Source organism: Oscillatoria sp. FACHB-1406, assembly GCF_014698145.1.
Taxonomy (GTDB): Bacteria; Cyanobacteriota; Cyanobacteriia; order Cyanobacteriales; family Spirulinaceae; genus FACHB-1406.
This window is the reverse complement of record NZ_JACJSM010000037.1, coordinates 15185-38043: the sequence shown is the minus strand read 5'-3', so window position 1 is coordinate 38043 and position 22859 is coordinate 15185. Positions and strand designations below refer to the sequence as shown.

Below are 22859 nucleotides of genomic sequence, written 5' to 3'. Positions count from 1 at the left end.
GTTTCTTTCATCTCAACCCACCAGAGAGGAACTGACCTATTTAGCAATCTCTGCTTATCTTACAGCCTTTTTTTCTCCCTGTACACGCTAAAGTCCCGTTAATTGTATGTCACCCTCTTCCTCTAATTTTTCTAAAGCTTGTTCCATTAAAATCAAAATATTAGGTTCATCATCTACAATTAAAACTTTCTTTGATGTCATGAATTTGCCTACTAAATTCTCAAAATGGTAATCCGTAGAAATTGCCAAGGCCGTAGCTGTTACTTTCCGCTTTAAAAAGTTTTGTTAATGAAAGAGCGATCGCAAGCTAAGGATTAAGTATAGAATACACCGAAAACCTGTCTCACAACTCTTACCAATCGCCCATGTCTCGCGCTAAAGCCCTGCAATATTACATTTTCACGCGGCTCTTGCTAGCTCCTCTAACCATCTGGACTATCGTCACGCTGGTTTTTCTGTTGCTGCGCGCAACTCCCGGCGATCCCGCCGATGCGATTTTGGGCAACCGCGCCCCCGAATCCGCAAAACAAGCTTTACGCGAGCAACTGGGATTATCCGATCCCCTTTGGCTGCAATACATTCACTATTTGGGGGAAATTTTACGCCTCGATCTCGGCACTTCCTTAACCAGTCGCGGACTGCCAGTCTGGGAGATTATTCAGCAGCATTTTCCCGCAACAGCAGAACTGAGTTTCTTTGGCTTGGGGATAGCAGTGCTGGTGGGTGCGGGGTTCGGTATTCTTTCAGCTTCTCGCCCCAACACAATTTTTGATGTTGGGGGGCGACTATTCGGGATTGTCACGTATGCGATCCCGCTTTTTTGGATGGGGATGATCTTTCAATTGATTTTTTCAGTACAACTCGGTTGGTTTCCCTTGGGAACGCGCTTTCCCATCGGTATCGAACCGCCGAATGGTATGACGGGATTGTACGCGATTGACAGTTTGCTGGAAGGGAATATCGGGAAGTTGTTCACCGCGCTTTACTATCTGGCGCTCCCTTCTTTATCGCTGGGGATTTTGTTGAGCGGTATTTTCGAGCGAATGGTGCGCGTCAATCTGCGGCAAACGCTGCAATCGGACTATGTAGAAGCAGCCCGAGCCAGAGGAATTCCCGAGCGGAAAATTTTGCTCTCTCACGCTCTGAAAAATGCGCTCATCCCCGTGATTACGGTGCTGGGGCTGACGTTCGCCACGCTCTTAGGAGGCGCGGTACTGACGGAGGTAACATTTTCTTGGCCGGGATTGGGAAACCGTTTGTACGAGGCAATTTCCCAGCGGGATTATCCGACGGTGCAGGGGGTGATGGTGTTTTTTGGAGCGATCGTCGTTTTGGCGAGTATTGTTATTGATATTGTGAATGCTGCGATCGATCCGCGCATACGCTACTGATATTGTGAATGCTGCGATCGCTCCACGCCTACGGTATCGCTCTGATTGGGAAACCCAATTTAAGAAACGCTGGAAAATTCGGGGTGATATTTTACCGTCCCCCGACACCCTTCTAATGCTCCGTTTTCCAGTTCTAAGACCATAAAAACTTCATCCGGCACGTCGTATTCGCATTGCAAGCCTTTCTCGCGCGCGGTGACAAAGCCGAAGCGAGGATAGTATTCTGGGTAGCCTAAGACTACAATGCCTCGATAGGGCGATCTCGCGATTTCTTCTAAGCTTTTTCGCAGTAACATTGTGCCAATTCCTTGGCGTTGATATTCGGGCAGCACTGCCATCGGCGCTAGCCCTAACATGAGGCAGTCTGGCGCACATTCTCCTTCGATTTCTACGGGACTGTAGAAAATATGACCGACGATGCAATTGCTTTCTACTGCGACAAAGGAGAGCGTTGAGGTCGTTGTTCGCAAGCGCTCGACTAAATCGGCTTCATTTTCTCGCCCAAAGGCGGCGATATTGACCTTGCGAATTTCGTTGAAATCTTGCGGTTGTTCGAGGAGAATTTCCATAAACTAGACAGGGCGGTATTCGGGAGATTAAAAATAAAACTTACTCCGCTCGGAGTCGAGCGATTTCTACTTCGATATTGCCCCTGGCTCGTGGTTCTAATTCTACAAAGAAATGTGGAGTTTGGTAAATCCGCGATCGCGCTAAAAAATTGGATAAGACCCGAATTCTCCCCGCTGTATAATCGCGATCGCTTACCCAAGCATACTCTTGGCGGATGGCGCGAGCATAACGGAGGTACTGGGCAGGAGGTGCGCCTAAAATGGCTAAGTCAGCATCGAGCAGAATTTGAGTTTCGAGATCGCCCGCTTGATGCGTTTTCGTTGATAAAATCGAGTTCCGGACGCGATCGATTTCAGCCTCGGAAATCGCCAGCCGCGTTAGTTTTTCGGCGGCATAATCTGCACTTTTCTCCTCGTTATCCGAGCGTCGAGGATCGTAGATCGCATCGTGAAACCAAGCGCCTAATTTCAGCGTTTTCTGCTTCGATTGAGTAAGATTTTGTTGCTCTAAAAAACTGAGTCGCTCGACAGTTTCGAGAACTTGTTTGAGATGTGTTAAATTATGGTAAAAGCGAAGCGGTGCGGCGTAAAGCTCGATTAATTCTAAGAATGTACTTTGGCATTCTAAGCTATCTAACTTGAAGGCGGGGAATAAGAATTGCCAATGCTGCCGGAATTCACGCATTCACGCCCTTCACAGTTAAAAAGACTTCTTCTAACCCGGATAGCAACCTCAGACTCGATGCAGAACGGGCATTGCGTCCCTTCTCTCAGTCTGGCACGAGCCGTAGATTATAGCCCGATTAGTGCGCCTATAGGCCGACAGAATTAAAGAATAACCTAAAAACTGTTAGAGTTAGAGAGAAAGTCGGGTTCCTCACTCCAACTCCTTCAACCGGAACTTTATAAGCTTGCTGTGAACGCTTCGTCTAGCCCTTCAACCCTGAATCCAGAAGACCTCTTTCCCTTCCAACTCGACGAGTTTCAACGAGATGCGATCGCAGCCCTAGATGCCGAGAAATCGATTGTTGTCTGCGCGCCAACGGGATCGGGAAAAACATTAATCGGCGAATATGCCATCCATCGTTCCCTAGCACGGGGTCGTCGCGTTTTCTATACTAGCCCCCTCAAAGCCCTCTCCAACCAAAAGTTACGAGATTTTCAACAGATTTTTGGAGAAGAGCAAGTTGGGTTGATTACGGGCGATATTTTGGTGAATGTCGGCGCGCCGATTGTGGTGATGACAACCGAGATTTTCCGCAATATGCTCTACGAAACGCCCATCGGCGAGGTGGGAACGTCGGTAGAGGATGTCGGGGCGGTGGTTCTGGATGAATGCCATTATCTCAGCGATCGCGGACGCGGCACGGTTTGGGAAGAATCGATTATCTACTGTCCGCCCCACATCCAACTTGTCGCCCTTTCTGCGACGATTGGCAACCCCCAAGAGTTTACCGATTGGATCGATAACGTGCGCGCGATCGCGCGAGGTAAATCCTTACCGCAAGGGGAATGCGTCCTCATTAATTCAGATTTTCGCCCCGTCCCCCTGCAATTTTATTACAGCACGGTTAAAGGCTTATTTCCCCTCCTCGACAGCCAACAAGATCGCCTCAATCCTCGGCTGAAACGCAAGCCAAAATCAACGGGTAAAAGGCGACGACTCCGACAAGATGAATGTCCCAGTATTGCGTCGGTTGTGAGCCAATTGCAGCAAAAAGAAATGCTGCCCGCCATTTATGTAATTTTCAGTCGTCGGGGATGCGAACAGGCGGTGGCGAGTTTGGGCGGGCTAACGCTGACGAGCGATGCGGAAGCCTTGCAAATTCGTGAAATTAGCGATCGCTGGTCTTTGGAAAATCCCGAAGCCGTGCGCCCCGGACAAATCGAACCCCTCATCCGAGGCATTGCCTCCCATCATGCCGGATTGCTGCCTGCTTGGAAAGGTTTAGTCGAACAATTATTTGAAGCTGGATTGGTTAAAGTCGTCTTTGCGACGGCGACGCTGGCGGCGGGAATTAATATGCCCGCGCGCGCAACCGTTATCTCCTCGTTGAGCAAGCGCAGCGACGAAGGACACCGCTTGCTTACCCCCTCGGAATTCTTGCAAATTGCCGGACGCGCCGGACGGCGGGGGATGGATACGGTCGGCTACGCGATCGCAGTGGAAACGCCGTTTGAGGGTGCGAAGGAGGCGGCATATCTGGCGACGACGGAGGCGGAACCGCTCCGCAGTTGGTTTACTCCTTCCTACGGGATGGCGCTGAATTTATTGCAAAAACACAGCCTTGAGGAAGTGCAAAATTTGCTCAAGCGCAGTTTTGCAGAGTATCAGATTAAATTGAGGTTGGGGCCGGAGCAACAAGCGATCGCGCTACTGACAACGGAGTTAGCCAAGTTGGACGTACAGTTAGCTCCCATGAATCCGAAGCAGTTTGCCGATTACGAGAAAAAGAGCCAGCATCTTAAGGAAGAACGCCGCTTGTTGAAGATTCTCGAGCAGCAGGCAGAGGTGACGCGCAAGCGAGAAATGGCGAGTTCTGTTAACGAAATTTCGCCGGGAGCGATTCTTTATCTGAAAGGTCATGGTTTAAGGCTTTCCGAACCGCTGCCCGCTCTGCTTTACGAGAAAGCAGCCGGAAATGGGCAATTTCCCTATTTGATTTGTTTGGGGGCGAATAATCGTTGGTATGTGGCGACGAGCAATAACGCGATCGCGATCGATTCGGCTTCCCTGCCGCCTGCAACGGTTGCAAAACTCTTGCCCCCGGCAGAATTAACGCTCAAACAAGGTCACTCGCGCAAGGGCGATGCAAATTCCGCTCCCGTCGCCGAACAATTACCGCAAACGACTGCGGTTATCGCCCTCGCGCCGGAAGTTCTCGAACAGCAACAAATCATCGAACGCCTGCAAGAACAGCTAGAGAGTCATCCTTTGCAGCAGTGGGGCGATCCCGATCGCGCCCTCAAACGCCACCGACAGCGCCAACAGTTGCAAGAAGAACTCAACCAAACCCGCGCCAAGTATCAACGCCATCAATCCCACCGTTCCTATTATTGGGAAGAGTTTCTTCAGTTAATTCGCGTTTTGCGAGAGTTTGGGGCGATCGAGGGCTACAATCCTACCTCTCTCGGACAGGCGGCGGCGACAATTCGCAGCGAAAATGAATTATGGTTGGGATTAGCGTTGATGTCGGGGGAGATGGAGGTACTCGAACCCGCTCAACTCGCCGCCGCGATCGCGTCCTTAATTAGCGAAACGCCCCGCAACGATACTTGGTGCGATTATCGCCCATCGGAAGCCGTGGTACAAGTTCTAGGGCAGTTGCGAAAGATTCGCCATCGCCTCAATCAAGTCCAACACCATAACAATGTTGCTTTCCCCGTTTGGCTCGAGCAGGAAACCATCGGTTTAGTCGAACGCTGGGCGCTGGGCGAGGAAGAAAGTCCCGATTGGAATGCGCTTTGCGACAAAACCAGCCTCGACGATGGCGACGTGGTACGAATGTTGCGCCGTACTGTGGACGTTCTGCTGCAAATCCCGCAAATTCCCGGCATTTCCGACACTTTGTTTCGCAAGGCGCGCATCGCTGCCAGTCAAATGCGCCGCTTTCCGGTTTGATGAAATTCGGGCAAAAAAAAGAAGGAAGAGTCATTCTTCCCTCTTGACTTTTATGCTTAGATATGGTTAGCGAACCATGAAGCTACTTCCAACCGCCTTCCGATTTCTCCAGAACGTAAGCTGCAACATCATCAATCTGCTCGGCGGTCAGTTTTGCACCGAAAGCAGGCATTGCACCTTTACCGTTTTTGACTTGGGTGGTAATCGCCTCGACGGAGTTCATGCCATATTTTTCCAAGTCGGCTTTGCTCAGGCTTTTGGCTGCATTGACCAAATTTTTTCCACCCATGTGGCAGGCAGCGCAGTTGGCGTTAAAAACGGTTGCGCCTTTAGCGGCATTGCCAGCGAAAGCCGGACGGGTGAAGGGGACAGCGAATAGCGCGATCGCGACGAGGACGATAGCTAAAATTCTTTTCATAAAAATGCGTTCTCTCTCAATTCAACAGCAAATGTTTAGCGTCCCCCATTATTGAAGAGAAGCCACTCCCAGTCAAACGACGGGCTGTCAAACTTAAAGATTCTTGGCGACGATTCGGGTATCAGCGCGATCGCTCGGGTAAGGCTTGGGTGAATAATTGACAATGGATAATGGATAATGGACAACGTTCGTACAAATTCATTGCCTTCTTAAGGCGAAGCCTCTTTTTAGGAGCTACAGCTATTCTTTCGTTGTCAATTATCAATTTTCAATTATCCATTCTCTAGAGTTGGCTACAGCTATTCTTTCGTTATCAATTATCAATTATCCATTGTCAATTACCCCTATGTGTCCTTTACCCGATCGCCGTCCTAAACAACTTTCCCTCGGACCGCTCGAAGCAGAAATCGTTAACATTGTTTGGGATTTAGGCGCAGCCACAGTTAAAGAAATTCACGATCGCATCCTTACCGATCCCGATCGCGAACTCGCCTACACCTCCGTCACCACCGTCCTCAACCGCCTCACCAAAAAAGGCTGGTTGCTCTGCGACAAACAAAAACGCGCCTTTATTTGGAAAGCAGCCCTCTCGCGTCGCGAAGCACAAATTATCACCGCCCACGATAAATTAAACCGCTTCCTCGAAGTCAGCAACCCCGATGTCGTCGCCGCCTTTGCTGACAGTCTCGATGCGGCGAGTGTCGAACAAATCCAAGCGATCGCGCAACGCTTGCAAGCCGCTCGTAAAGCTAGGGAGGAGACTCCGTAATGCACTCGCTCGTTATCGTCCTCTTCCTCAGCCTCGTATGGCAACTGCGCCTACTCTGGGAGCGCCCTTCGGGCAATTGGGCGGAACGCTGGTATCGCGCCCTCTTCTTCTTCCTGCTGCCGCCGCTGCTGCTCCTTTTTGCCGCGATCGCGGTATTGTGTATGGGACCTCGCGGTGAAATGATCGGGATACAAGCCGATTGGATCGGCAACTGTATTGTCGGAGGCGGATTGGGAATGGCGATCGCATCCTGCGCACAACTGGCACTGCAAGGATGGTGTTGCTTGCAACAAGTTCGCGCTCTCGAACAACGCGCGATCGGCGATCGCACTCAACCCGTCCGCATCCTTCCCACCTCGCAATTCTTCTGCGCTCAAATTGGCTTCTGGCAACCCGAACTCGTCGTCAGTACCGGACTGCTCGAAACGCTCTCGCCCCAGCACCTTGCCGCTGTCCTCGCCCACGAACGCGCCCACGCCCACTACCGCGATACCTTCTGGTTTTTCTGGTTGGGTGGGTTGCGCCGTATTGCCTCGTGGCTGCCCAACACCGAAGAACTCTGGCAAGAACTGCTAACTTTAAGAGAATTGCGGGCCGATCGCTGGGCTGCTAGTCGCGTCGATGCTCTAGCAATTGCCGAAGCCTTAATTACCGTCGTTAGCGATCTAAAATCCCTGCCTGACAGTCACTTTTGCGCCGCCTTTGCTCGGAGGCTTCCCAGCGATCGCTTGCAAGAACGCATCGAAGCCCTCCTCCAGCCTCCCGAACCTCCCCCCGCTTTCCCTTGGTGGACTTGGAGTTGGGGAATTTTAGTCTTTTTTCCCCTCATCCTCATTCCCTTTCATCGTTGAACGATGACTGACGAGCAAAAGATTCCGCATAATTGAATTGTTAAGTGAAACTGTACCTAGCCCCAATTCTCCGAGTTCGGACGACACATCTTGAGGCTGAAACCCCTAATATATCTAGGTTTCTTAATTTTTAATTTTTAATTTTTAATTGGTATAAACCTCATGGACTCTGCCCCCGTCGATTCGGAAACTCTCGAACTGTTGTCTCGGATTACTGGAAACAAGCTCGAACCACAAGACGTTACTCCCCCACTCATTTTTCTCTCGGCCTTAATCGCTATTCTCGTTGGTGTAATGTTTGTCGATGGAACCGTAACGACAACAGAAAAACAACGCTGGCAACAAACCATTCATAAATTCATCTCTAGCCAGCATAGTTATCGTCAGTTAGCTCAACAAATAACGCGGGGCATTCAAGAGCATCAAATTCATCGAAAATCGAAGTATTTTTTCCTCTTAACAGATTCTCTTTCACTATCAGAACGGTTTTTATTAGTTGCGCTGGGTTACGAGATGTCTATTGCAGATGGAAAAATCGATAGCCGCGAGGAAAACTATTTAACGAATATCGCTTTAGAATTAGGAATTCGAGCCGAGCTTTTAGACGTTTTAGAATCGGGGATTAACGGAGATAAACAACCGACTGCTTCAGCTTTATCTGAAGTTAGAGACTTACTTTCTCCTTCTCGATTCAAAGCCATAGAAGCTTTATTTTCAAAGCTACCGACGTTATAAGTTATGAGTTATGAATGATGAGTTATGAGTTATAAATTATAAATTTCGTTGTCAATTGTCCATTGTCAATTATCCATTATTAGCGGTTATTCATCATGCCAACTCAGATTGCAATTATTGGTGCGGGGCGTTGGGGAAGCCACCTAATCCGCATTTTTTCTCAGCATCCCCAAGCCAATCTTGTAGCCATTGTCGATCGCCACGCAGAACGCCTCGCAACGGCAAAAACGCGCTTTAATTTAAGCGATCGCGTCCTGTTAACTCCCGACTGGGAAATAGCGCGCGAACTCGAAGGAATCGATGCGGTGGTCGTCGCTACGCCCGCTTCGACGCACTACGAACTGATTCGCGATGCTCTCGAGCGAGGCTATCACGTTTTTTCTGAAAAACCCCTCACCCTAGAACCGGGGCAGTGTGTCGAGCTAAGCCAGTTAGCAGAACGCCAGCAATTGCAACTATTCGTCGATCGCACCTACCTCTTCAATCCCATTGTCGCTCGCGGCGAAGAAATCGTTGCCGCTGGAGAACTCGGAGAGTTGCGCTACGGTTACGCCAGCCGCACCAACTTAGGCCCTGTCCGCTACGATGTCGATGCCCTCTGGGATTTAGCCATTCACGATATCTGTATTTTCGATCGCTGGTTGGGGGAAAAACCGACGCGGGTACGAGCGACGGGACGAGTCTGGCTGCAACCGGAAGGAGGACAGGAACTCTCAGACTTAGTTTGGGCGGTTCTCACCTATCCCAGCGGCTTCCAAGCACACCTGCACCTGTGCTGGCTGAATCCCGACAAGCAACGGCGTTTGTGTGTGGTGGGGAGTAAGGGAACGCTGATTTTTGACGAATTGAATGCCGAAACCCCTTTAGTTATCGAACGCGGGAGGTTTGAGGCGCGGGACGAACGATTTGTACCGACAGATTTAGCGCGCGAAGTTATCGCCTTTGAGCGGGCGGAACCCTTGCAGCGCGTTTGCGATCGCTTCCTCAACGATCTTCGCACTCAAGCGCCCACGGAGGATTCTTCAGGCTGGTTGGGGGCAGAATTAGTGCAAATTCTTTCTTGCTTGAGTCAATCTTTACGCTCTGGCGGTTGCGAGATTGAAGTTCCGGTGTAATTCGTAATTCGTAATTCGTAATTCGTAATTCGTAGTTCGTAATTCGTAATTCGTAATTCACCACTCATTATTCATTATTCACCATTCATTATCCATTATTTCTCCCTTCCCAACAGCCAATAAGTCGTCATTTCGCCCTTACCTTTAACGGGAATTGTGCCGCGCTTTTCAAAGCGGTAGCGATCTTTGAGTTGATTGTAAATGGCTTCAGTGACTTGAATTTTACCGGGTTCGCCTAAAGACTCCATACGAGAAGCGATATTCACCGCATCGCCCCACAAATCGTAAATAAACTTGGTCGTACCGATGACACCGGCAACGACGCGCCCGGTATTAATGCCAATTCGCAATTGCAGTCTATAGGGGTGTTGTAGAGCTTGGAAAGCGGGCGTAGTTTGAACGAAAGAGATCGCCGCTTGCATTGCCAGCGCCATCGACGCGATCGCGTCGCTATGATCTTCGCGCGGTAAGGGCAATCCCGCTGCAACCATATAAGAATCGCCAATTGTTTTAATCTTTTCTAGACCCAAACTAGCAGCGAGTTCGTCAAAAGTTGAAAAGATTTCATCCAGAAGCGTCACTAATTCAAGCGGTTGCAAAGAAGCAGCAAGATTGGTAAATCCGACGATATCGGCGAACAAAATCGTGACTTCCTCAAAATCTTGCGCGATGGGAGTTCGATTTTGTTTGAGTTGTTCGGCGATCGGGGCGGGTAAGATATTTAAGAGCAGGCGATCGGCGCGTTCGCGCTCGAGCCGCAGTGCTTCTTCTGCATCGTGGCGCGCTTGGGCGAGGGCGACAATCTCTCCGACTAAGGCAAGCATTTGAATATCTTCTTCCGACCACAGCGTCCGCGATTCAACCGCTTCCAAACCGATAAATCCAACTATACGGTTGGAATAAAACATCGGAACGTGCAACATCGATTGAATATCTTGATCCTGCATTGCTTTGCGCTCTCGGATAGCATCAATCGGCAAATCTTCAATGCTGCTGATATAAATAGGCTGGCTGGCTTGATAGCACTCAAACAGCCAAGGGCGAGTTAAGGCATTGATTTTTCCGCCGTTAATCGGACAAGTTAGGATGTTCGGGTCGCTCCAGGTGTGACTGTTGAAAAATTCCGAGCATTCAGGATTGTAGTGAGTGATATAGGTGCGATCGCTGTGAGTGAGTTGACCGATTTGTTGCAGGGCAAACTGAATCGCAGCCTTAATATCCTTCTCCATGAGCGCCCGCGAAATTTGACCGAGGAGCGTATCCCGTAGGGCTTTGCGCTCGAGGGCTTCTTCGGCTTGTTTGCGCGCCGTAATATCCCGCGCGACCCAAGCCACTTCAGTATCGGAAATGGGCGAAATACTCGCAGAAAACCAAACGACCGGCAGTTTCGTCCCGTCGTGCGCGTGTAAAGAAACTCTTTGTGTCTGGCGAGTCTTTAAGGGGTTGCAGGTTGAGGGTTGTAAGTCTCTCCAAGCATCTTCTTCAAGCGCGAAACAATATTCGTAGGTGGTGATTTGTTGGCTGCGAAGGGCTTGAGAGATGCGATCGCGCACGATTTCCGTTTTTTCCCCAAAAAATAAATCGATGGTTTGATTGAGAATATCGGCATTAGGCGGATAGAAGCGCGCCAGATTGGTCGGAGCAACGCGGATGTTAGCCTGTTCTAAGTCAACTAATAAGACGACTTCGCTCATCGCTTCAAAAAAACCGCGAATTTCGGCTTCGGAAATTTGTAATTTTTGCTCGATTAACTGGCGTTCTTGAATCTCCTGTTGAAGGTCAAGCGTGCGCTGTTCGACGCGCTGTTCGAGTTCTTCATTAGCAAGATCGAGCGCTACAAACGATTCGCGCAATTGTGTTGCCATCCAGTTAAACGATCGCGCTAAAGCGCGCAATTCTTTAGAACCGCGCATCGCAATTTGTTGGTCTAGCAACCCCGACGCGATCGCATTGCTCGCTTGGTTGAGTTGCTGAATCGGCCGCAAAATCCGCCGCGCAGTCAGCATTCCGAAGATCGTTGCCAGGACTAAAGCGATCGAGCAAATAATTGCTGTCGATCGCGTATTGGCGTAGATCCGACTCATAAAATCCCCTTGCGGGATTGTCACAACAATCAGCCAGTTTAAACCGAGGGCATCTTGGTAAGGGACGACGTGCAGAAAGTGCGCAGCGCCATCGAGTTCAAACTTAAACGTCTGCGCGCTTTGGATAGCATTGAGATTGCCGACTTTCTGGCGCAATTGCTTCATTGTCTCGCGCACTAGGGGGTCTTCACTTTCATCGGCTTTAAGGCGCTGAGCCGTTTTTCCGACCATTCGATAGACTTTTTCACTCGTCGAATTGGCGACCAGCAAACCATTGCGTTCGATAATGGCGATCCGGGTTCCCGGACTGACTTGAATATTGCGCAAAAAATCGCTAATTTGCGAGAGCGTACAATCGATACTGAGGACACCGAGCAGGTTTTTGCCAGCGCGATCGAAAATCGGATAATTCGCCGAAACCGATAGCACCTCCGGTTTATCCTCCCACTGATAAATCGGACTCCAGATCGGCACGCCCGCCTTCACCGTTTCCGTATACCACGCTTCCGATCGCGGTTCCCAGTCTTTGACCTCCAGTAGTTTGCTCGTTTGTCCTTCACCACTCGTTGCGTAAACAAACAAGCGCCCCAGGGCCGTTTTTTCCGAGACTTCATTGATGCGTAACGAACCGTCATCCAGTCGCTCGACTCCAATGAATTCGCCCTTTGTCGTTCCGTAAGAAATATAACTGACCGGAAACACCCCCATCTGCTTCCAAAAATACTGGGAGGTTTTCTTGAAATCTTGCAAATTCAATAACCCCAGATCGACCGCCTCGAAATTAATGCGATTGATTCGATCGGGGAAGGCTAAATAACTTTTGAGATGCCGTTCGACGCGCGCGTTTGTTCCCTTCTCTAGCTGTACGATTAAATCTTGTACGGCCTCTTGAGAGTTTTGATACGATAAATAGCCAATTAAACCGATCGCGCCAAAGATTTGTAGTAAAAACGGCCCCACCAGCAGCGTTTGCAGGGAAACTCGGTCGAGTTGGCGAGAGATATAACGTTTGAAGGCTTTAACGATCATGGCGAGCGGTTTCAAAACGCAAGAGATGAGTTAAAGCTTTCTCTTGCTGGAATGGTAGAGCTAACGTCTGATGCCACAGTTATCGTCGTTCTGCGGTACTCAATGGCAACATGGGCGAGAGTTTTCCCTGTCACCATCGTATTGACCGCAATCGAGCTATCGGGAGTGGGGGAATAGGGGTAGCGGAAGATGCAAGACACTACGAACTCGTCAAGGTGGTTGAGAATTCATACCATTTCCTACAACTTTTGCACTAAATTTGTCGCCGTAGGGGCATAACACCGTTATGCCCTCTTAGGGATTCGTGCAAAATCAATGAGAATTGGTATCAGGGGCGATCGCGGGAGACAACAGAGTGCGGGGTTTGGAGATGAATTGGAGATAGGGATTGCTTTAGCCGCCTGATTCTAATAATACCTTCCCCGCATAAAATAATGGGACATCCTCTTAGGATGCCCCAACAAGCGCTTTTTCCTTTCAGTTCTTGGTCTATCTAAATCCAATCGCGGCTTGCCAGACAAAGGCCAGCAACAAGAAGAACAGCGGGATCAACGGCAGAACATCGACTAAAGGATCGAAGAGTTGATAAGCTTCTGGTAACTTCGCAAGTAGTAAGGCGGCTTCCATTGATTAATTGACCTTCCCAATACAGTTTTTTAACAATTGAGATAGATTATACCCCTGCCAGGAATTCAAAGTTTAAAATTCTGAGGTCTTTTCAGAAGTTGACAGAGCCAGAAAGTTCAAAATTTGGCGGCGACGGCGAACAAAAGCGGAAAATCGCTTTCTGCCTGGAGTAGTAGGCAGGCGAGCCGAGAATAAGGGACACTAGGAAGTGATAGCTAGCGATCGCGTAATTTCTCCCATGTCCGATTTTCCTCCTTCTGAAGAACGTTCTCCTGAAGCTACCTCCCCAGAAAATCCCCCTCGCTCCTTGCGGGAATCTTGGACGGAGCGAGCCGGGAAAGTTTGGAATGAGGCAACATCCCGCCTTAGCTCGGCAACCTCTAACCTGACTCGAGTTCTTCCTGTCGAACCTGCTACTCAAGCAGTTGTCGGGTGGTTTAGCGTCAGCGAGCAACAAGTTGCAGAAATTTTAGAAACTTTACGCGCCCAACTTCCCACAACGGAGGCGATTCTGCTTGGCAAACCGCAAGCGGGCAAAAGTTCGATCGTGCGCGGGCTGACGGGCGTTTCTGAGGAGATTGTCGGGCAAGGATTTCGCCCCCACACCCAGCATACAGAACGCTATGCCTATCCTTCGGAAGATTTACCGTTGTTAATTTTTACCGATACGGTGGGCTTGGGGGATATTAATCGCAATACAGAGGCGATTATTGAGGAATTGGGCGCAGAGTTGCAGCAAAAGCAGGATCGCGCCCGGATTTTGATTCTGACGGTTAAAATTAACGATTTTGCCACCGATACGCTGCGGGAAATTGCGCGATCGCTACACCAGCAATATCCCCAAATTCCCGTTTTATTAGCGGTGACTTGCCTCCACGAAGTCTACCCGCCCGGAACGGAGGATCACCCGCCCTATCCGCCAGAATTCGAGGATATTGACCGCGCCTTCAACGCCCTAAAACAGAGCTTTGAGGGAATATGCGATCGCGCCGTACTCCTAGACTTTACTTTAGAAGAAGATGCCTACAATCCCGTATTTTATGGCTTAGAGAGCTTTCGCGATACCTTAGCAGACCTCCTCCCGGAAGCTGAAGCGCGTGCCATTCACCAACTGCTGGACGGGGAAACGGGACAGCAAATCGGCAACTTATATCGGGATGTTGCGCGGCGCTATATTTTAGCCTTTTCGGTGATGGCTGCAACTGCGGCTGCCTTTCCTTTGCCGCTGGCGACAATGCCCGTGCTAACGGCGCTGCAAGTGTCGATGGTAGGGCTATTGGGGAATTTGTACGGGCAAAAGTTGAGTCCTTCGCAGGCAGGAGGAACGGTTAGCGCGATCGCGGGAGGATTTTTAGCGCAAGCGATCGGGCGGGAATTAGTTAAGTTTATCCCGGTTTTGGGCAGCGCGATCGCGGCATCTTGGGCGGGTGCATATACTTGGGCATTAGGCGAAGGGGCTTGCGTTTACTTCGGCGAACTCATGGGCGGCAGAAAACCCGATCCGAAAAAGATTCAAGCTGCCATGCAACAAGCTTATGAAGAGGCGAAAGAAAGGTTTAATAATTGATAATTGATAATGGATAATTGATAACGGGACTTTCTTAATTGATAATGGGAGCCACAAGCATTAATTTCGTAGGGTGGGCAGCGCCCACCAGCCTTAATTCATTGCTATTCGATTATTGATAATTAATTATTGATATCCTTATTTTGTCACTCTCTTGCGAATCGCACTTCGGCAAATAAGCGCCGCACCATAGTAGTAGGGTGGGCAGCGCCCACCAGCCAGAACTTTGGTGCATTTAATCAACGTACTTTTACATTTCAAATAGCACTCTACTACTTTTGACGTAGATTTTTGTCAAAGTCCCGTTAATCCTAGAAACAGCAATGCCCACCCTACAATAGAGCGTATTTTCCAGATAAGAATGATTCTAATTGACTGACTCTCTAGGGGAATTCACAGCTTGCACGCAACGGCGAGAAATCTCCTCAGATGTTGTATTTTCCCCCCGAATAATCGCGTAACTCACACCACTTTCTAGAACTTGTCGTTCTAAACCCTCGTCGCCCAAACTAACATAAATTAACTTTGGTACGGCAGTCTTACCGTAAGCTTGAATCGATTCCCACTGCAACTCAAACACTCCCGGCACAAACCGAGGATTTAAGTTGCCATCGTACTCAAACTTACTCAACATCAACTGCATAGAATAAGTCTTACTGGAATCAAACTTCGGCGCATCATTCACCGTTTTGGCGCGAAACGTCGGAATCAGTTCGTCGAAGGGAATCCGGACATCAATCCAATTGTTAGGGGCTGTATTAAATGAATAGCAATAGCTTACCCCATCCCATTTCCCTTCGCACCGTAAAATAAATTTATAGCGCTGACCGTCGCCTTTTACTCGCAACTGAATCCCTTCATAACTCGATAAATCTAAGGGTGGCGAAAAATTACGATTTCGCACGGAAGCAAATCCGCCTGAGTTGGCAACAGAAACATTACCGGCAAATACAGCACAATCATTTACAAATCGCAAATTACTTTCGCTCACGCCACCCATAACGACATCATCGACTGCGCCCCAAATTGCTGCTAAATCGGCAGTGGGTTGACGAAAGTCAAACAGGGTTGTTGTTGTTGGATCGGTTCCGAGCGATCGCGTGGCAACTTGCACGAGGTTATCCATCGCTGACGCATCGACGGAACTAGCAATCATCGTTTGTACGCCCGCCATGAGTTCCGCACTGAAACTCGCTTTATCTTGCAGGCTTCCTCGATAATATTCTGCCTCAGAATTTGCCCTCGATTCGATACCAGCTAATTCGCTTGTTAAAACCCGCACGGGATAATTTTTGGCTCGTAAATGCTTGACAATTTGCGCGTTTAGTTCTTCCGTTTCTCCAACAACTAAAATCGTACCTACTCGACTGTTGCTAAAGGGAGAGGTGGGTTGTGGCTGTCGTCCGAGAATCATTGTTTTAAGGCAGGGAATTAAATTGAGGAAGGGAAATAGCTCGAAAAAAGTTACCGTTTTTAAGAAACGACCTGGATTCCAATTTTGTCGCTGAGTCATAAGGGCTAGAAAAATTAATTATTGACCATTCATCAATTTACTCTTCACCATTCACTCTTCATTAAACAATCACTTGTAATTTGCCAGTTGCGATCGCTCTGAGGAGTTCGTGCATGGGAGAATTTTCTTTCTCCGAAGAATTAGCTTTGCCGCTGGAAACGCTCGCTAGGGCAAGCTTGGGGGAACTAACGGGGATTGCAGACTGAGGGGAGGATTGCAGAGAAAGGTTAGGGAATAACATGAACTTTGGGCCTAAACGGGGGAACTTCTGACAAGTTGAGTATCCCGTCTTTAGCTTTTGCGGATCGCGATCTAAGTATGAAAAAGTTGTGAATGTCAGCACAAGGGCTTGCGATCGCGATCTTATCATCTCGAGTTTTGGATCGCTTCTTCCTAAAGTTAAGGTATAGTCAGCGATCGCGCTCGGGTTGCGGCGTAACAGCGCTGGTATCCAGGATTGGTTTATCCTTCTGTTCGGGTTGTTCGCAGCGTTCCTCGGGCGTTAATGCACCCTCGCGTTCCTCCCGTTCCACTCCCACGCAAGTCGATTGAGGGGTTCCGCTTCTTTCTACGCCTTGACTGCTAAGGGCTGTATTAAACGCAGTCGGATCGGGAGGAAGGGGGGACGGCGGTTCTGGCGGGTTTGGATTTCGGCCTGTCGGAGGATCCCCGTTGGGCGGTTGGGTGACAGGTTGCCGTAGAATGTCGGGGGGCGTAAAGGAGGCATTCTCTAGCAGTACCGTCAGTGTTGGCGGAATTCCGGCGACAGCGAGGTTAATACTACCCGCCGTACCGCTAAGGTTGGGGTTATTGGGATCGAAGGCAGAACCGACGGCAAAATTTTGCGATCGCGGTAGTACAATCCGAATCACTTCCGCCCCGCTTCCAGTAACAATCGAAGATGAATTCGTCGCGGTGGGATTTTGCAAGTTATCGCTAAACACAATCCTCGCTAATCCCGGAGTAATATTACTCACATTCCCACTGTTGATATTCACGTTGCCAATAAAAGTCACGTTGGCGGGAAAAGCAAACAAGCTGGTCGGGCGCGTTACTGTCGTCGAACTGTTACTATCTACCGTATCGAGTAATTGCCCAGTGCCGGGATTAATCGCGACAAAACGGGAGGCGGCAATGTCAATATGACTGTCTCCAGTTTTTTGCGCTTTGCCCGCGCGAATTAAGCCGTTGAGCGTTACCGTACCGTTATAAGCCGCGATCGCAACCCGTCCCGGCGTACCGCCATCAACGCGGGAAGAACTTCTAATCTCGTTCGTACTGCCCGTATTTTCGCCAATAATGACATTACCCGTTGTACTGCCAATATTGACATTTCCGCCCGCTAAAATCGTCTCAACTCGCACATCTTTCGCCGCATTAATATTCACTCCTGCGGCAGTATCTTCGCGGGCATCAATTGTATCGCGAACGATAATGTTACCCTGACTGCTATTCAATGTTACCGTTCCCTCAGCATTAATATTCTGTGCGTCGATATTGTTAACAGATTGTAAGGTGACAGCACCCGTAGCATTCGGATCGAGAGGATTAGTTCGGAATGCGAATACTCCTTCATTCGCAAGAATATTACCTCCACTCAAGTTGATATCGCCCCCAGAAGTTTGGATTTCTTGTACATCTAAGCTCGTAGCAGCGCTTAGGGCAATATTCCCGCGATTAGATTGGATATTCTGGCGAGCGATAATATTGCCATTACGACTCGTTACCGATATTGCGCCCCCCGATCCAATAACCTCAATTGCTCCCAAACTTGTATCGTTTAAATCAATGGTATTTCCCGCTTCAATTTGCACGCCCGTCGTCCCATTAAATGGCGTATCGATGCGTCCTTTCACATTAATATTGCCATTGGTTCCGGTACTGCTTAAAACAATTCCTCCACCCGCTGTAATGCCGTGAGTATTGATATCTACCGCCGCCGTTAAGTTAACGCTTCCCGTTTGAGCATTGTTCGTACTAATTCCTGCGTTGATAATATTAATACTGCCGCCGGTACTCACTAAGTTTATCGAACCTCCTGTACTCATTAAGCGAGCGGTAATATCGCCCGCTGCGGTTAAGTCTAAATTTCCCGTTCCGGCTTGATTCGTTCTTAAAAATGCTGTTGTATTAATATTGCGTCCCGCATTAGCCGTTAATCCAAAATTCCCGGTAAAGGCAAGCTCGCTATTAATGTTAATATCTTGACTTGCTTGTAAATCGAGATTAGCTTTTAAAGCATTAGCTGCTGTATTCCCCAAATCCAACCCCGAATTAAAAGTAATATCGCGATTGGCTTTCAGAATAATCGTTCCGCCTACAATACTTCTTAGTTTAGTATCGCTAATTGTAAAGTCAGCATTGCCGCCATCTCCGGCTAAAATCTGCGAATCATTCAGTTGATTATCATCGACAGCACTTGCCCCCGATACAACAATAATATCTCTCGGATCGAATAAGATTGTTCCGTTCATTCCGCCCACTGCACTCACGTCAGCATTGCCATCAAAAATCAGGTTATTTTTACCCGAAATCTCGACAAATCCCCCATTACCAGAACTGCTACCGCCTCGAGCGTTAACCGTGCCGAAAAATGCTGTTTTGTCGTCCGCCCAAACGATAACTCGTCCGCCATTTCCTTCCGTTCCCGCATCGGCGTTAATCGTTGCATTTCTCCCCACGAGCGCTATCTTTGCATTGGGAATATTGCCGCGCCCTTGGTAATCGCCACCGATGCGAATGTTGCCGCTGGGTGCAAGGATTGTAGCATTATCGACGATGCCGACGCGATCGCCAATAACGGCAATTTGTGAGGGAACAAGGGGCTGAGAGACTGAGGGGGCGACGCTCAAAGTTCCAGTCGAGATCGCGGTTCCAACTTCTGGGGGAATCTCTGTTCCTCCGGCGGTATAAACGCGCCTGTTCGCATCCACAACTAACCCCGTTTCTCCGTTGGCAGCCGCAAGCAATTGGGGTAAATCGCGGGCAGAAAAGGGCAAAATTGCGCCGTTGGAATCGCGCGGAGGGGCGACTTCTAAGCTCAATAAGCTACCGGGTTGGGAAATTTTGATTAAACTGCTGCCCGGAACTGCCGCGATCGCAATATTACCATTCGGTGCAGTTATACTCCCCGTATTAATAACCTGCCCCGCGAGGAGCGTTACGTTTTGTCCGTCGCTAACGTTTAAGTTTCCAGCATTGACAATTGCGCTGGGATGTGAAAGATCGAAAGCAAATTGAGTCGGATTTCCCGTTAGCGTTGCGTAGTTATTGTCACCAAAGGCATTAAACCAACGATTCTCCCCAAAACCAATTCCTGTTGCCGTTGTTGCGAAAAAATCTCCCCCAACATTCAAACTCGCCCCGTTCCCAAAAATAATCCCGGCAGGATTCATTAAGTACAGGTTAGAATTGCCCCCCGTAACTTGAATTAAGCCATTGATAACAGAAGGATCGTTACCGACAACGCGAGCGAGAATATTTTGAATTTGAGGGGTGGTGAGAAAGTTCGCAATTTGGTTAGTGCTGAGACCGAATTGAGCGAAACTTTGAAATAAATTGCTTCCATCTCCCGATCGCGTACCGCCGCCGATGTTAAATCGATCGCCTTCAATCGTAACAAGCGTTCCCGTACCATCCGGTGCGGCGACGATAGACTGAGAATAAGCGGGTGCAGCCGTACTTACTGCCAGGAGTAGAGTAACGAGAGACAAACTGTTGCGCGGGTGCGGAACAAAAAGATTGCTCTGGTGGGAAGTATTCATGGGTCTTGGTGTCAGAATTGAGTCGGTTGATGCAGGAGTAGATTGCGCCCCAATTACTGTGCCACCCTAACGAACTGAAGACTGCTGGCATGGTCTGAAAAAAATCCGCGATCGCCAGCAGTTTAATTTCTCTAATTCTAACTTACCCAAATATTACAACAAATGTGACAAAGAGCTACACTGCAACTTTAGAGGTTCGATACCCATTCGCGAATTAAGGCGTTCACTTGTTGCGGTACTTCGTCGTGGGGGCAATGTCCCGCTTGCAAGAAATACTCGCTTAGGGCTGGGTAATGTTGCCGAAACTTGGGACTGCGCAGTCTGGCGTTCATCCAAGGATCGGCATCGCCCCACAGCAGCAACAGAGGGGCTTGCAGTTTTGCCAGCAAAGCGTCGTTCATTTCGCCGCGCGGACTCTTGAAGACGGAGGCGAAGACTTGCGCCGCGCCTTCATCGCAGGAAGGACGATAAATTTCTTCAACCAGGCGATCGCTCACGGCACTGCGATCGCGGTACACTTTCTCTAAGGTTTGACGAATGACCCAGCGCTGGCGCACGTATTGAAAGAGCAAGAAATTTGCCCAAGGTTGCAGCAGCAGCGATCGCATTCCGTTCTTAATAAATTCCTGAAAGACCGTTTCCTTAACCGTTTCGGTGACTTCGGTAAAGGGACCGGCACTGTTAAGGAGTACGACTCCTGCTGTCGTTTCGGGATAGTTCGCGCCCGTACACAGCGCCACGTAACCGCCGATGGAATTACCAGCAATGACAGCGGGTTGCTCGATAACCTCTTGGATAAAGTCGCGGAGTTGCTCGCTCCACAACTTGCCGCTATACTCCAAGTTGGGTTTTGCCGAACGTCCGAACCCCAATAAGTCGATCGCGTAAACCGCAAAATCCGCTTGCAATTCTGCGATGTTTTTACGCCAATGATCGGTCGATGCCCCAAATCCATGCACGAGAAGCAGGGGCGGGCGGTTGGGTTGCGGGCAACCAGCGGCAACGTAGTATATGGAATGCCCTCGCCATTGCCAGAAAATTCCCGGAAATGAGGATGGCTGGGCGATCGCAGTTGCAGACATAGTAGACTAGATCGTTAAGAAATGTTAATTTCTCTCATTGTATCGTTTTCCCCTCCGAGTCGGGGTAAAGCACTGAAAAAGTTGAGCGGCTGTTTTCGACCTCCCAAACAATTTCATTTATAATTAACGTCTGATGTCCATTATCCAACAGTCTTGATTTCCCTCTCCCAATCGGTGGGCGAAGGGAGAAAGAACAGTAAGAGAATCTTTCTGGCTTCTAATTCACATTAGGCGTTTATAATTAATTATTCATTATCGAATGGCACTGACTTAAGGCTGGTGGGCGCTGCCCATCCTACGAAATATCAATGTTTGGGCGATTTTTCAACTCTTATTTCAGTGCCATTCATTCATTATCAATTATCCATTATCCATTATCCATTAAATTGTGGCTTCCAGTCGAATTCGCATTGCTAAAGATAAAGCCGAATTTGTCCAAGCTTTAGTAGATTCTCCAGAGAAAACGGGGCCTTTTCAAACTTATGCCGATGCGATCGCATTTGCAGCGGTTTGGGGATTTCACCATCGCAAGAGAACGCCGCTAGATTCTACCTTATCTCAGGAACCCGGGCCGATTAGCCTCGATGTTTTCATCTCTCGGGGTCATTATCCCGCGATCGAACTGCTCGCGATCGCTCAAACGCAAAACCCTACGATTCTCTCTAGTTTCGACTCGAGCGCCGAAGCGCAGCGGGTTAGCATTTTTGAAGAATATGCTAACGGCGGATTAGAACTGCTTGCAGAAGAATTGCGCGGTGCGATCGATTATAGCGATCGCATCCTGTCGATCTTAGCGCGCGATCGCTTCCCCACCGAAAAATCAAGCGACGAAGAATTCGATCTCAGCCGTTTCTTGTAATACTGATGTTTACAGCGAGGAAAACCTTGCTTAGTCTCGATAAGCTGGTAGTGGGACTTGAACCCGCAACCTTCCCATTACAAGTGGGGTGCTCTACCAATTGAGCTATACCAGCCTGTTGAACAATAAGCCGCCCTATAGACTTATTTTCCAGATAGCGGCTCCTTATTTTAACACGCGATCGCCTGCCAATACCAAGCGTGCCACTAAGCCATATTACTTTCAATCGCCCAACGCGCTAATTCCGTTCGGTTGTGCAAACTGGTTTTATTGAGCATATTCGAGACGTGACTTTCCACCGTGCGCTGACTGACTTCCAGCTTAATCGCAATATCTCGATTTGCTAATCCCTGAGCGACAAGCTGAACGACTTTCCGTTCGGTAGGCGTTAACTCCACATTCTCCGGCACCTTAATCTTATGACCGACTTCAACTCCCTTACTGTGACGGATCAAGCGATTGGCTTGCTTCAAGGAAGATTCAACCTGAGCCACCAATTCTTCCGGTTCAAAGGGCTTAACCATATAAACATCTGCACCCGTACTCAAACCCTTTACCCGATCTTGACTTTGCCCTTTTGCCGAGAGAAATAAAACTGGAATCCAACTGACTTTAGAATCTTGCCGAATCTGTTCGACAAGCGTATACCCATCCATTTCAGGCATCATCACGTCGCAGATAATCATATCCGGAACTTGATGTTCGAGAACCTCAAGCGCTTCTCTACCGTTCTCTGCGGTTAATACTTCGTAACCTCGAAACTCTAAATAATCCTTAACCAACAAAATCAAGTTAGGGTCATCATCAACTAACAAGAGTTGTTTTTGGTCTTTACGGGCGTTCTCTTTCATTAGTGACACTCTG

19 protein-coding genes and 1 tRNA gene are annotated in these 22859 nt (G+C 48.9%); 8 read left to right on the top strand and 12 right to left on the bottom strand.

Features of this window, described 5'->3' with window-relative positions:
* Positions 1 to 87: 87 nt before the first annotated feature.
* Positions 88 to 249 carry a hypothetical protein gene (locus tag H6G50_RS24325; RefSeq protein ID WP_242032962.1) on the bottom strand — a complete coding sequence of 54 codons (162 nt, stop codon included), beginning with the start codon at positions 247 to 249 and terminating at the stop codon, positions 88 to 90.
* A gap of 116 nt (positions 250 to 365) precedes the next feature.
* Here H6G50_RS24325 and H6G50_RS23330 point away from each other — a divergent pair, with 116 nt between their 5' ends.
* Positions 366 to 1391, top strand: a complete 1026-nt coding sequence (locus H6G50_RS23330; RefSeq protein WP_190721915.1) for an ABC transporter permease — start codon at positions 366 to 368, stop codon at positions 1389 to 1391.
* 59 nt (positions 1392 to 1450) lie between these two features.
* On the opposite strand, the gene H6G50_RS23325 is transcribed toward H6G50_RS23330, so the two are convergent.
* Together H6G50_RS23325 and H6G50_RS23320 are read right to left on the bottom strand one after the other, a co-directional pair.
* Positions 1451 to 1960, bottom strand: a complete 510-nt coding sequence (locus H6G50_RS23325; protein WP_190721914.1) for an N-acetyltransferase — start codon at positions 1958 to 1960, stop codon at positions 1451 to 1453.
* A gap of 40 nt (positions 1961 to 2000) precedes the next feature.
* Positions 2001 to 2645 carry a hypothetical protein gene (locus H6G50_RS23320; RefSeq protein WP_190721912.1) on the bottom strand — a complete coding sequence of 215 codons (645 nt, stop codon included), beginning with the start codon at positions 2643 to 2645 and terminating at the stop codon, positions 2001 to 2003.
* Between the two features lie 231 nt (positions 2646 to 2876).
* On the opposite strand from H6G50_RS23320, the gene H6G50_RS23315 reads away from it, so the two are divergent.
* Complete coding sequence (locus tag H6G50_RS23315; protein ID WP_190721910.1) at positions 2877 to 5582, top strand: DEAD/DEAH box helicase; 2706 nt, start codon at positions 2877 to 2879, stop codon at positions 5580 to 5582.
* A gap of 82 nt (positions 5583 to 5664) precedes the next feature.
* Here H6G50_RS23315 and petJ read toward each other — a convergent pair whose 3' ends face one another.
* Positions 5665 to 6000 (bottom strand): cytochrome c6 PetJ, encoded by a 336-nt coding sequence (gene petJ, locus H6G50_RS23310; RefSeq protein ID WP_190721908.1) that lies wholly within the window; start codon positions 5998 to 6000, stop codon positions 5665 to 5667.
* Positions 6001 to 6346: 346 nt separating this feature from the next.
* On the opposite strand from petJ, the gene H6G50_RS23305 reads away from it, so the two are divergent.
* From H6G50_RS23305 to H6G50_RS23290, 4 genes are all read left to right on the top strand, one after another.
* Complete coding sequence (locus tag H6G50_RS23305; RefSeq protein WP_190721917.1) at positions 6347 to 6769, top strand: BlaI/MecI/CopY family transcriptional regulator; 423 nt, start codon at positions 6347 to 6349, stop codon at positions 6767 to 6769.
* Positions 6769 to 7620 carry a M56 family metallopeptidase gene (locus H6G50_RS23300; protein ID WP_190721906.1) on the top strand — a complete coding sequence of 284 codons (852 nt, stop codon included), beginning with the start codon at positions 6769 to 6771 and terminating at the stop codon, positions 7618 to 7620. The genes H6G50_RS23305 and H6G50_RS23300 overlap by 1 nt, the downstream gene beginning before the upstream one ends.
* A gap of 162 nt (positions 7621 to 7782) precedes the next feature.
* Positions 7783 to 8355, top strand: a complete 573-nt coding sequence (locus tag H6G50_RS23295) for a TerB family tellurite resistance protein (protein ID WP_190721904.1) — start codon at positions 7783 to 7785, stop codon at positions 8353 to 8355.
* A 95-nt stretch (positions 8356 to 8450) separates the two neighbouring features.
* The gene (locus tag H6G50_RS23290; protein WP_190721902.1) at positions 8451 to 9470 is read left to right on the top strand and encodes a Gfo/Idh/MocA family oxidoreductase; all 1020 of its coding nucleotides are present in this window, start codon (positions 8451 to 8453) and stop codon (positions 9468 to 9470) included.
* 95 nt (positions 9471 to 9565) lie between these two features.
* Here the strand turns inward: H6G50_RS23290 and H6G50_RS23285 are convergent, their stop codons facing one another.
* Both H6G50_RS23285 and H6G50_RS23280 read right to left on the bottom strand, forming a co-directional pair.
* Positions 9566 to 12583 (bottom strand): adenylate/guanylate cyclase domain-containing protein, encoded by a 3018-nt coding sequence (locus H6G50_RS23285; RefSeq protein WP_190721900.1) that lies wholly within the window; start codon positions 12581 to 12583, stop codon positions 9566 to 9568.
* A 489-nt stretch (positions 12584 to 13072) separates the two neighbouring features.
* Positions 13073 to 13210 carry a photosystem II reaction center protein K gene (locus tag H6G50_RS23280; RefSeq protein WP_190721898.1) on the bottom strand — a complete coding sequence of 46 codons (138 nt, stop codon included), beginning with the start codon at positions 13208 to 13210 and terminating at the stop codon, positions 13073 to 13075.
* 238 nt (positions 13211 to 13448) lie between these two features.
* On the opposite strand from H6G50_RS23280, the gene H6G50_RS23275 reads away from it, so the two are divergent.
* A complete protein-coding gene (locus H6G50_RS23275; RefSeq protein ID WP_190721896.1) occupies positions 13449 to 14777 on the top strand; it encodes a GTPase in 1329 nt (442 codons plus the stop codon).
* Between the two features lie 367 nt (positions 14778 to 15144).
* On the opposite strand, the gene H6G50_RS23270 is transcribed toward H6G50_RS23275, so the two are convergent.
* The 4 genes from H6G50_RS23270 to H6G50_RS23255 all read right to left on the bottom strand — a co-directional run bounded on the left by H6G50_RS23270 (position 15145) and on the right by H6G50_RS23255 (position 21136).
* Entirely contained in the window at positions 15145 to 16290 is a 1146-nt protein-coding gene (locus H6G50_RS23270; RefSeq protein WP_190721888.1) for a CIA30 family protein, read from the bottom strand.
* Positions 16291 to 16351: 61 nt separating this feature from the next.
* Positions 16352 to 16531: a hypothetical protein gene (locus H6G50_RS23265; RefSeq protein ID WP_190721885.1), complete on the bottom strand. Its 180-nt coding sequence runs from the start codon at positions 16529 to 16531 to the stop codon at positions 16352 to 16354.
* A gap of 169 nt (positions 16532 to 16700) precedes the next feature.
* Positions 16701 to 20054 (bottom strand): filamentous hemagglutinin N-terminal domain-containing protein, encoded by a 3354-nt coding sequence (locus H6G50_RS23260; protein WP_190721883.1) that lies wholly within the window; start codon positions 20052 to 20054, stop codon positions 16701 to 16703.
* Between the two features lie 188 nt (positions 20055 to 20242).
* A complete protein-coding gene (locus H6G50_RS23255; RefSeq protein WP_190721882.1) occupies positions 20243 to 21136 on the bottom strand; it encodes an alpha/beta fold hydrolase in 894 nt (297 codons plus the stop codon).
* A gap of 388 nt (positions 21137 to 21524) precedes the next feature.
* On the opposite strand from H6G50_RS23255, the gene H6G50_RS23250 reads away from it, so the two are divergent.
* On the top strand, positions 21525 to 21995 hold the full coding sequence (locus H6G50_RS23250) for a DNA phosphorothioation-associated protein 4 (RefSeq protein WP_190721880.1): 471 nt from the start codon (positions 21525 to 21527) through the stop codon (positions 21993 to 21995).
* Between the two features lie 42 nt (positions 21996 to 22037).
* Here the strand turns inward: H6G50_RS23250 and H6G50_RS23245 are convergent.
* Both H6G50_RS23245 and H6G50_RS23240 read right to left on the bottom strand, forming a co-directional pair.
* Positions 22038 to 22110, bottom strand: a tRNA-Thr gene (locus H6G50_RS23245).
* A gap of 91 nt (positions 22111 to 22201) precedes the next feature.
* Entirely contained in the window at positions 22202 to 22846 is a 645-nt protein-coding gene (locus H6G50_RS23240; protein ID WP_190721879.1) for a response regulator transcription factor, read from the bottom strand.
* Positions 22847 to 22859: the final 13 nt, after the last annotated feature.

Excerpts from the sequence above, each read along its gene's own strand:
- H6G50_RS23330 (WP_190721915.1), top strand. The coding sequence starts at position 366 with ATGTCTCGCGCTAAAGCCCTGCAATATTACATTTTCACGCGGCTCTTG.
- H6G50_RS23325 (WP_190721914.1), bottom strand. The coding sequence starts at position 1,960 with ATGGAAATTCTCCTCGAACAACCGCAAGATTTCAACGAAATTCGCAAG.
- H6G50_RS23320 (WP_190721912.1), bottom strand. The coding sequence starts at position 2,645 with ATGCGTGAATTCCGGCAGCATTGGCAATTCTTATTCCCCGCCTTCAAG.
- petJ (WP_190721908.1), bottom strand. The coding sequence starts at position 6,000 with ATGAAAAGAATTTTAGCTATCGTCCTCGTCGCGATCGCGCTATTCGCT.
- H6G50_RS23305 (WP_190721917.1), top strand. The coding sequence starts at position 6,347 with ATGTGTCCTTTACCCGATCGCCGTCCTAAACAACTTTCCCTCGGACCG.
- H6G50_RS23300 (WP_190721906.1), top strand. The coding sequence starts at position 6,769 with ATGCACTCGCTCGTTATCGTCCTCTTCCTCAGCCTCGTATGGCAACTG.
- H6G50_RS23295 (WP_190721904.1), top strand. The coding sequence starts at position 7,783 with ATGGACTCTGCCCCCGTCGATTCGGAAACTCTCGAACTGTTGTCTCGG.
- H6G50_RS23290 (WP_190721902.1), top strand. The coding sequence starts at position 8,451 with ATGCCAACTCAGATTGCAATTATTGGTGCGGGGCGTTGGGGAAGCCAC.
- H6G50_RS23285 (WP_190721900.1), bottom strand. The coding sequence starts at position 12,583 with ATGATCGTTAAAGCCTTCAAACGTTATATCTCTCGCCAACTCGACCGA.
- H6G50_RS23280 (WP_190721898.1), bottom strand. The coding sequence starts at position 13,210 with ATGGAAGCCGCCTTACTACTTGCGAAGTTACCAGAAGCTTATCAACTC.
- H6G50_RS23275 (WP_190721896.1), top strand. The coding sequence starts at position 13,449 with ATGTCCGATTTTCCTCCTTCTGAAGAACGTTCTCCTGAAGCTACCTCC.
- H6G50_RS23270 (WP_190721888.1), bottom strand. The coding sequence starts at position 16,290 with ATGACTCAGCGACAAAATTGGAATCCAGGTCGTTTCTTAAAAACGGTA.
- H6G50_RS23265 (WP_190721885.1), bottom strand. The coding sequence starts at position 16,531 with ATGTTATTCCCTAACCTTTCTCTGCAATCCTCCCCTCAGTCTGCAATC.
- H6G50_RS23260 (WP_190721883.1), bottom strand. The coding sequence starts at position 20,054 with ATGAATACTTCCCACCAGAGCAATCTTTTTGTTCCGCACCCGCGCAAC.
- H6G50_RS23255 (WP_190721882.1), bottom strand. The coding sequence starts at position 21,136 with ATGTCTGCAACTGCGATCGCCCAGCCATCCTCATTTCCGGGAATTTTC.
- H6G50_RS23240 (WP_190721879.1), bottom strand. The coding sequence starts at position 22,846 with ATGAAAGAGAACGCCCGTAAAGACCAAAAACAACTCTTGTTAGTTGAT.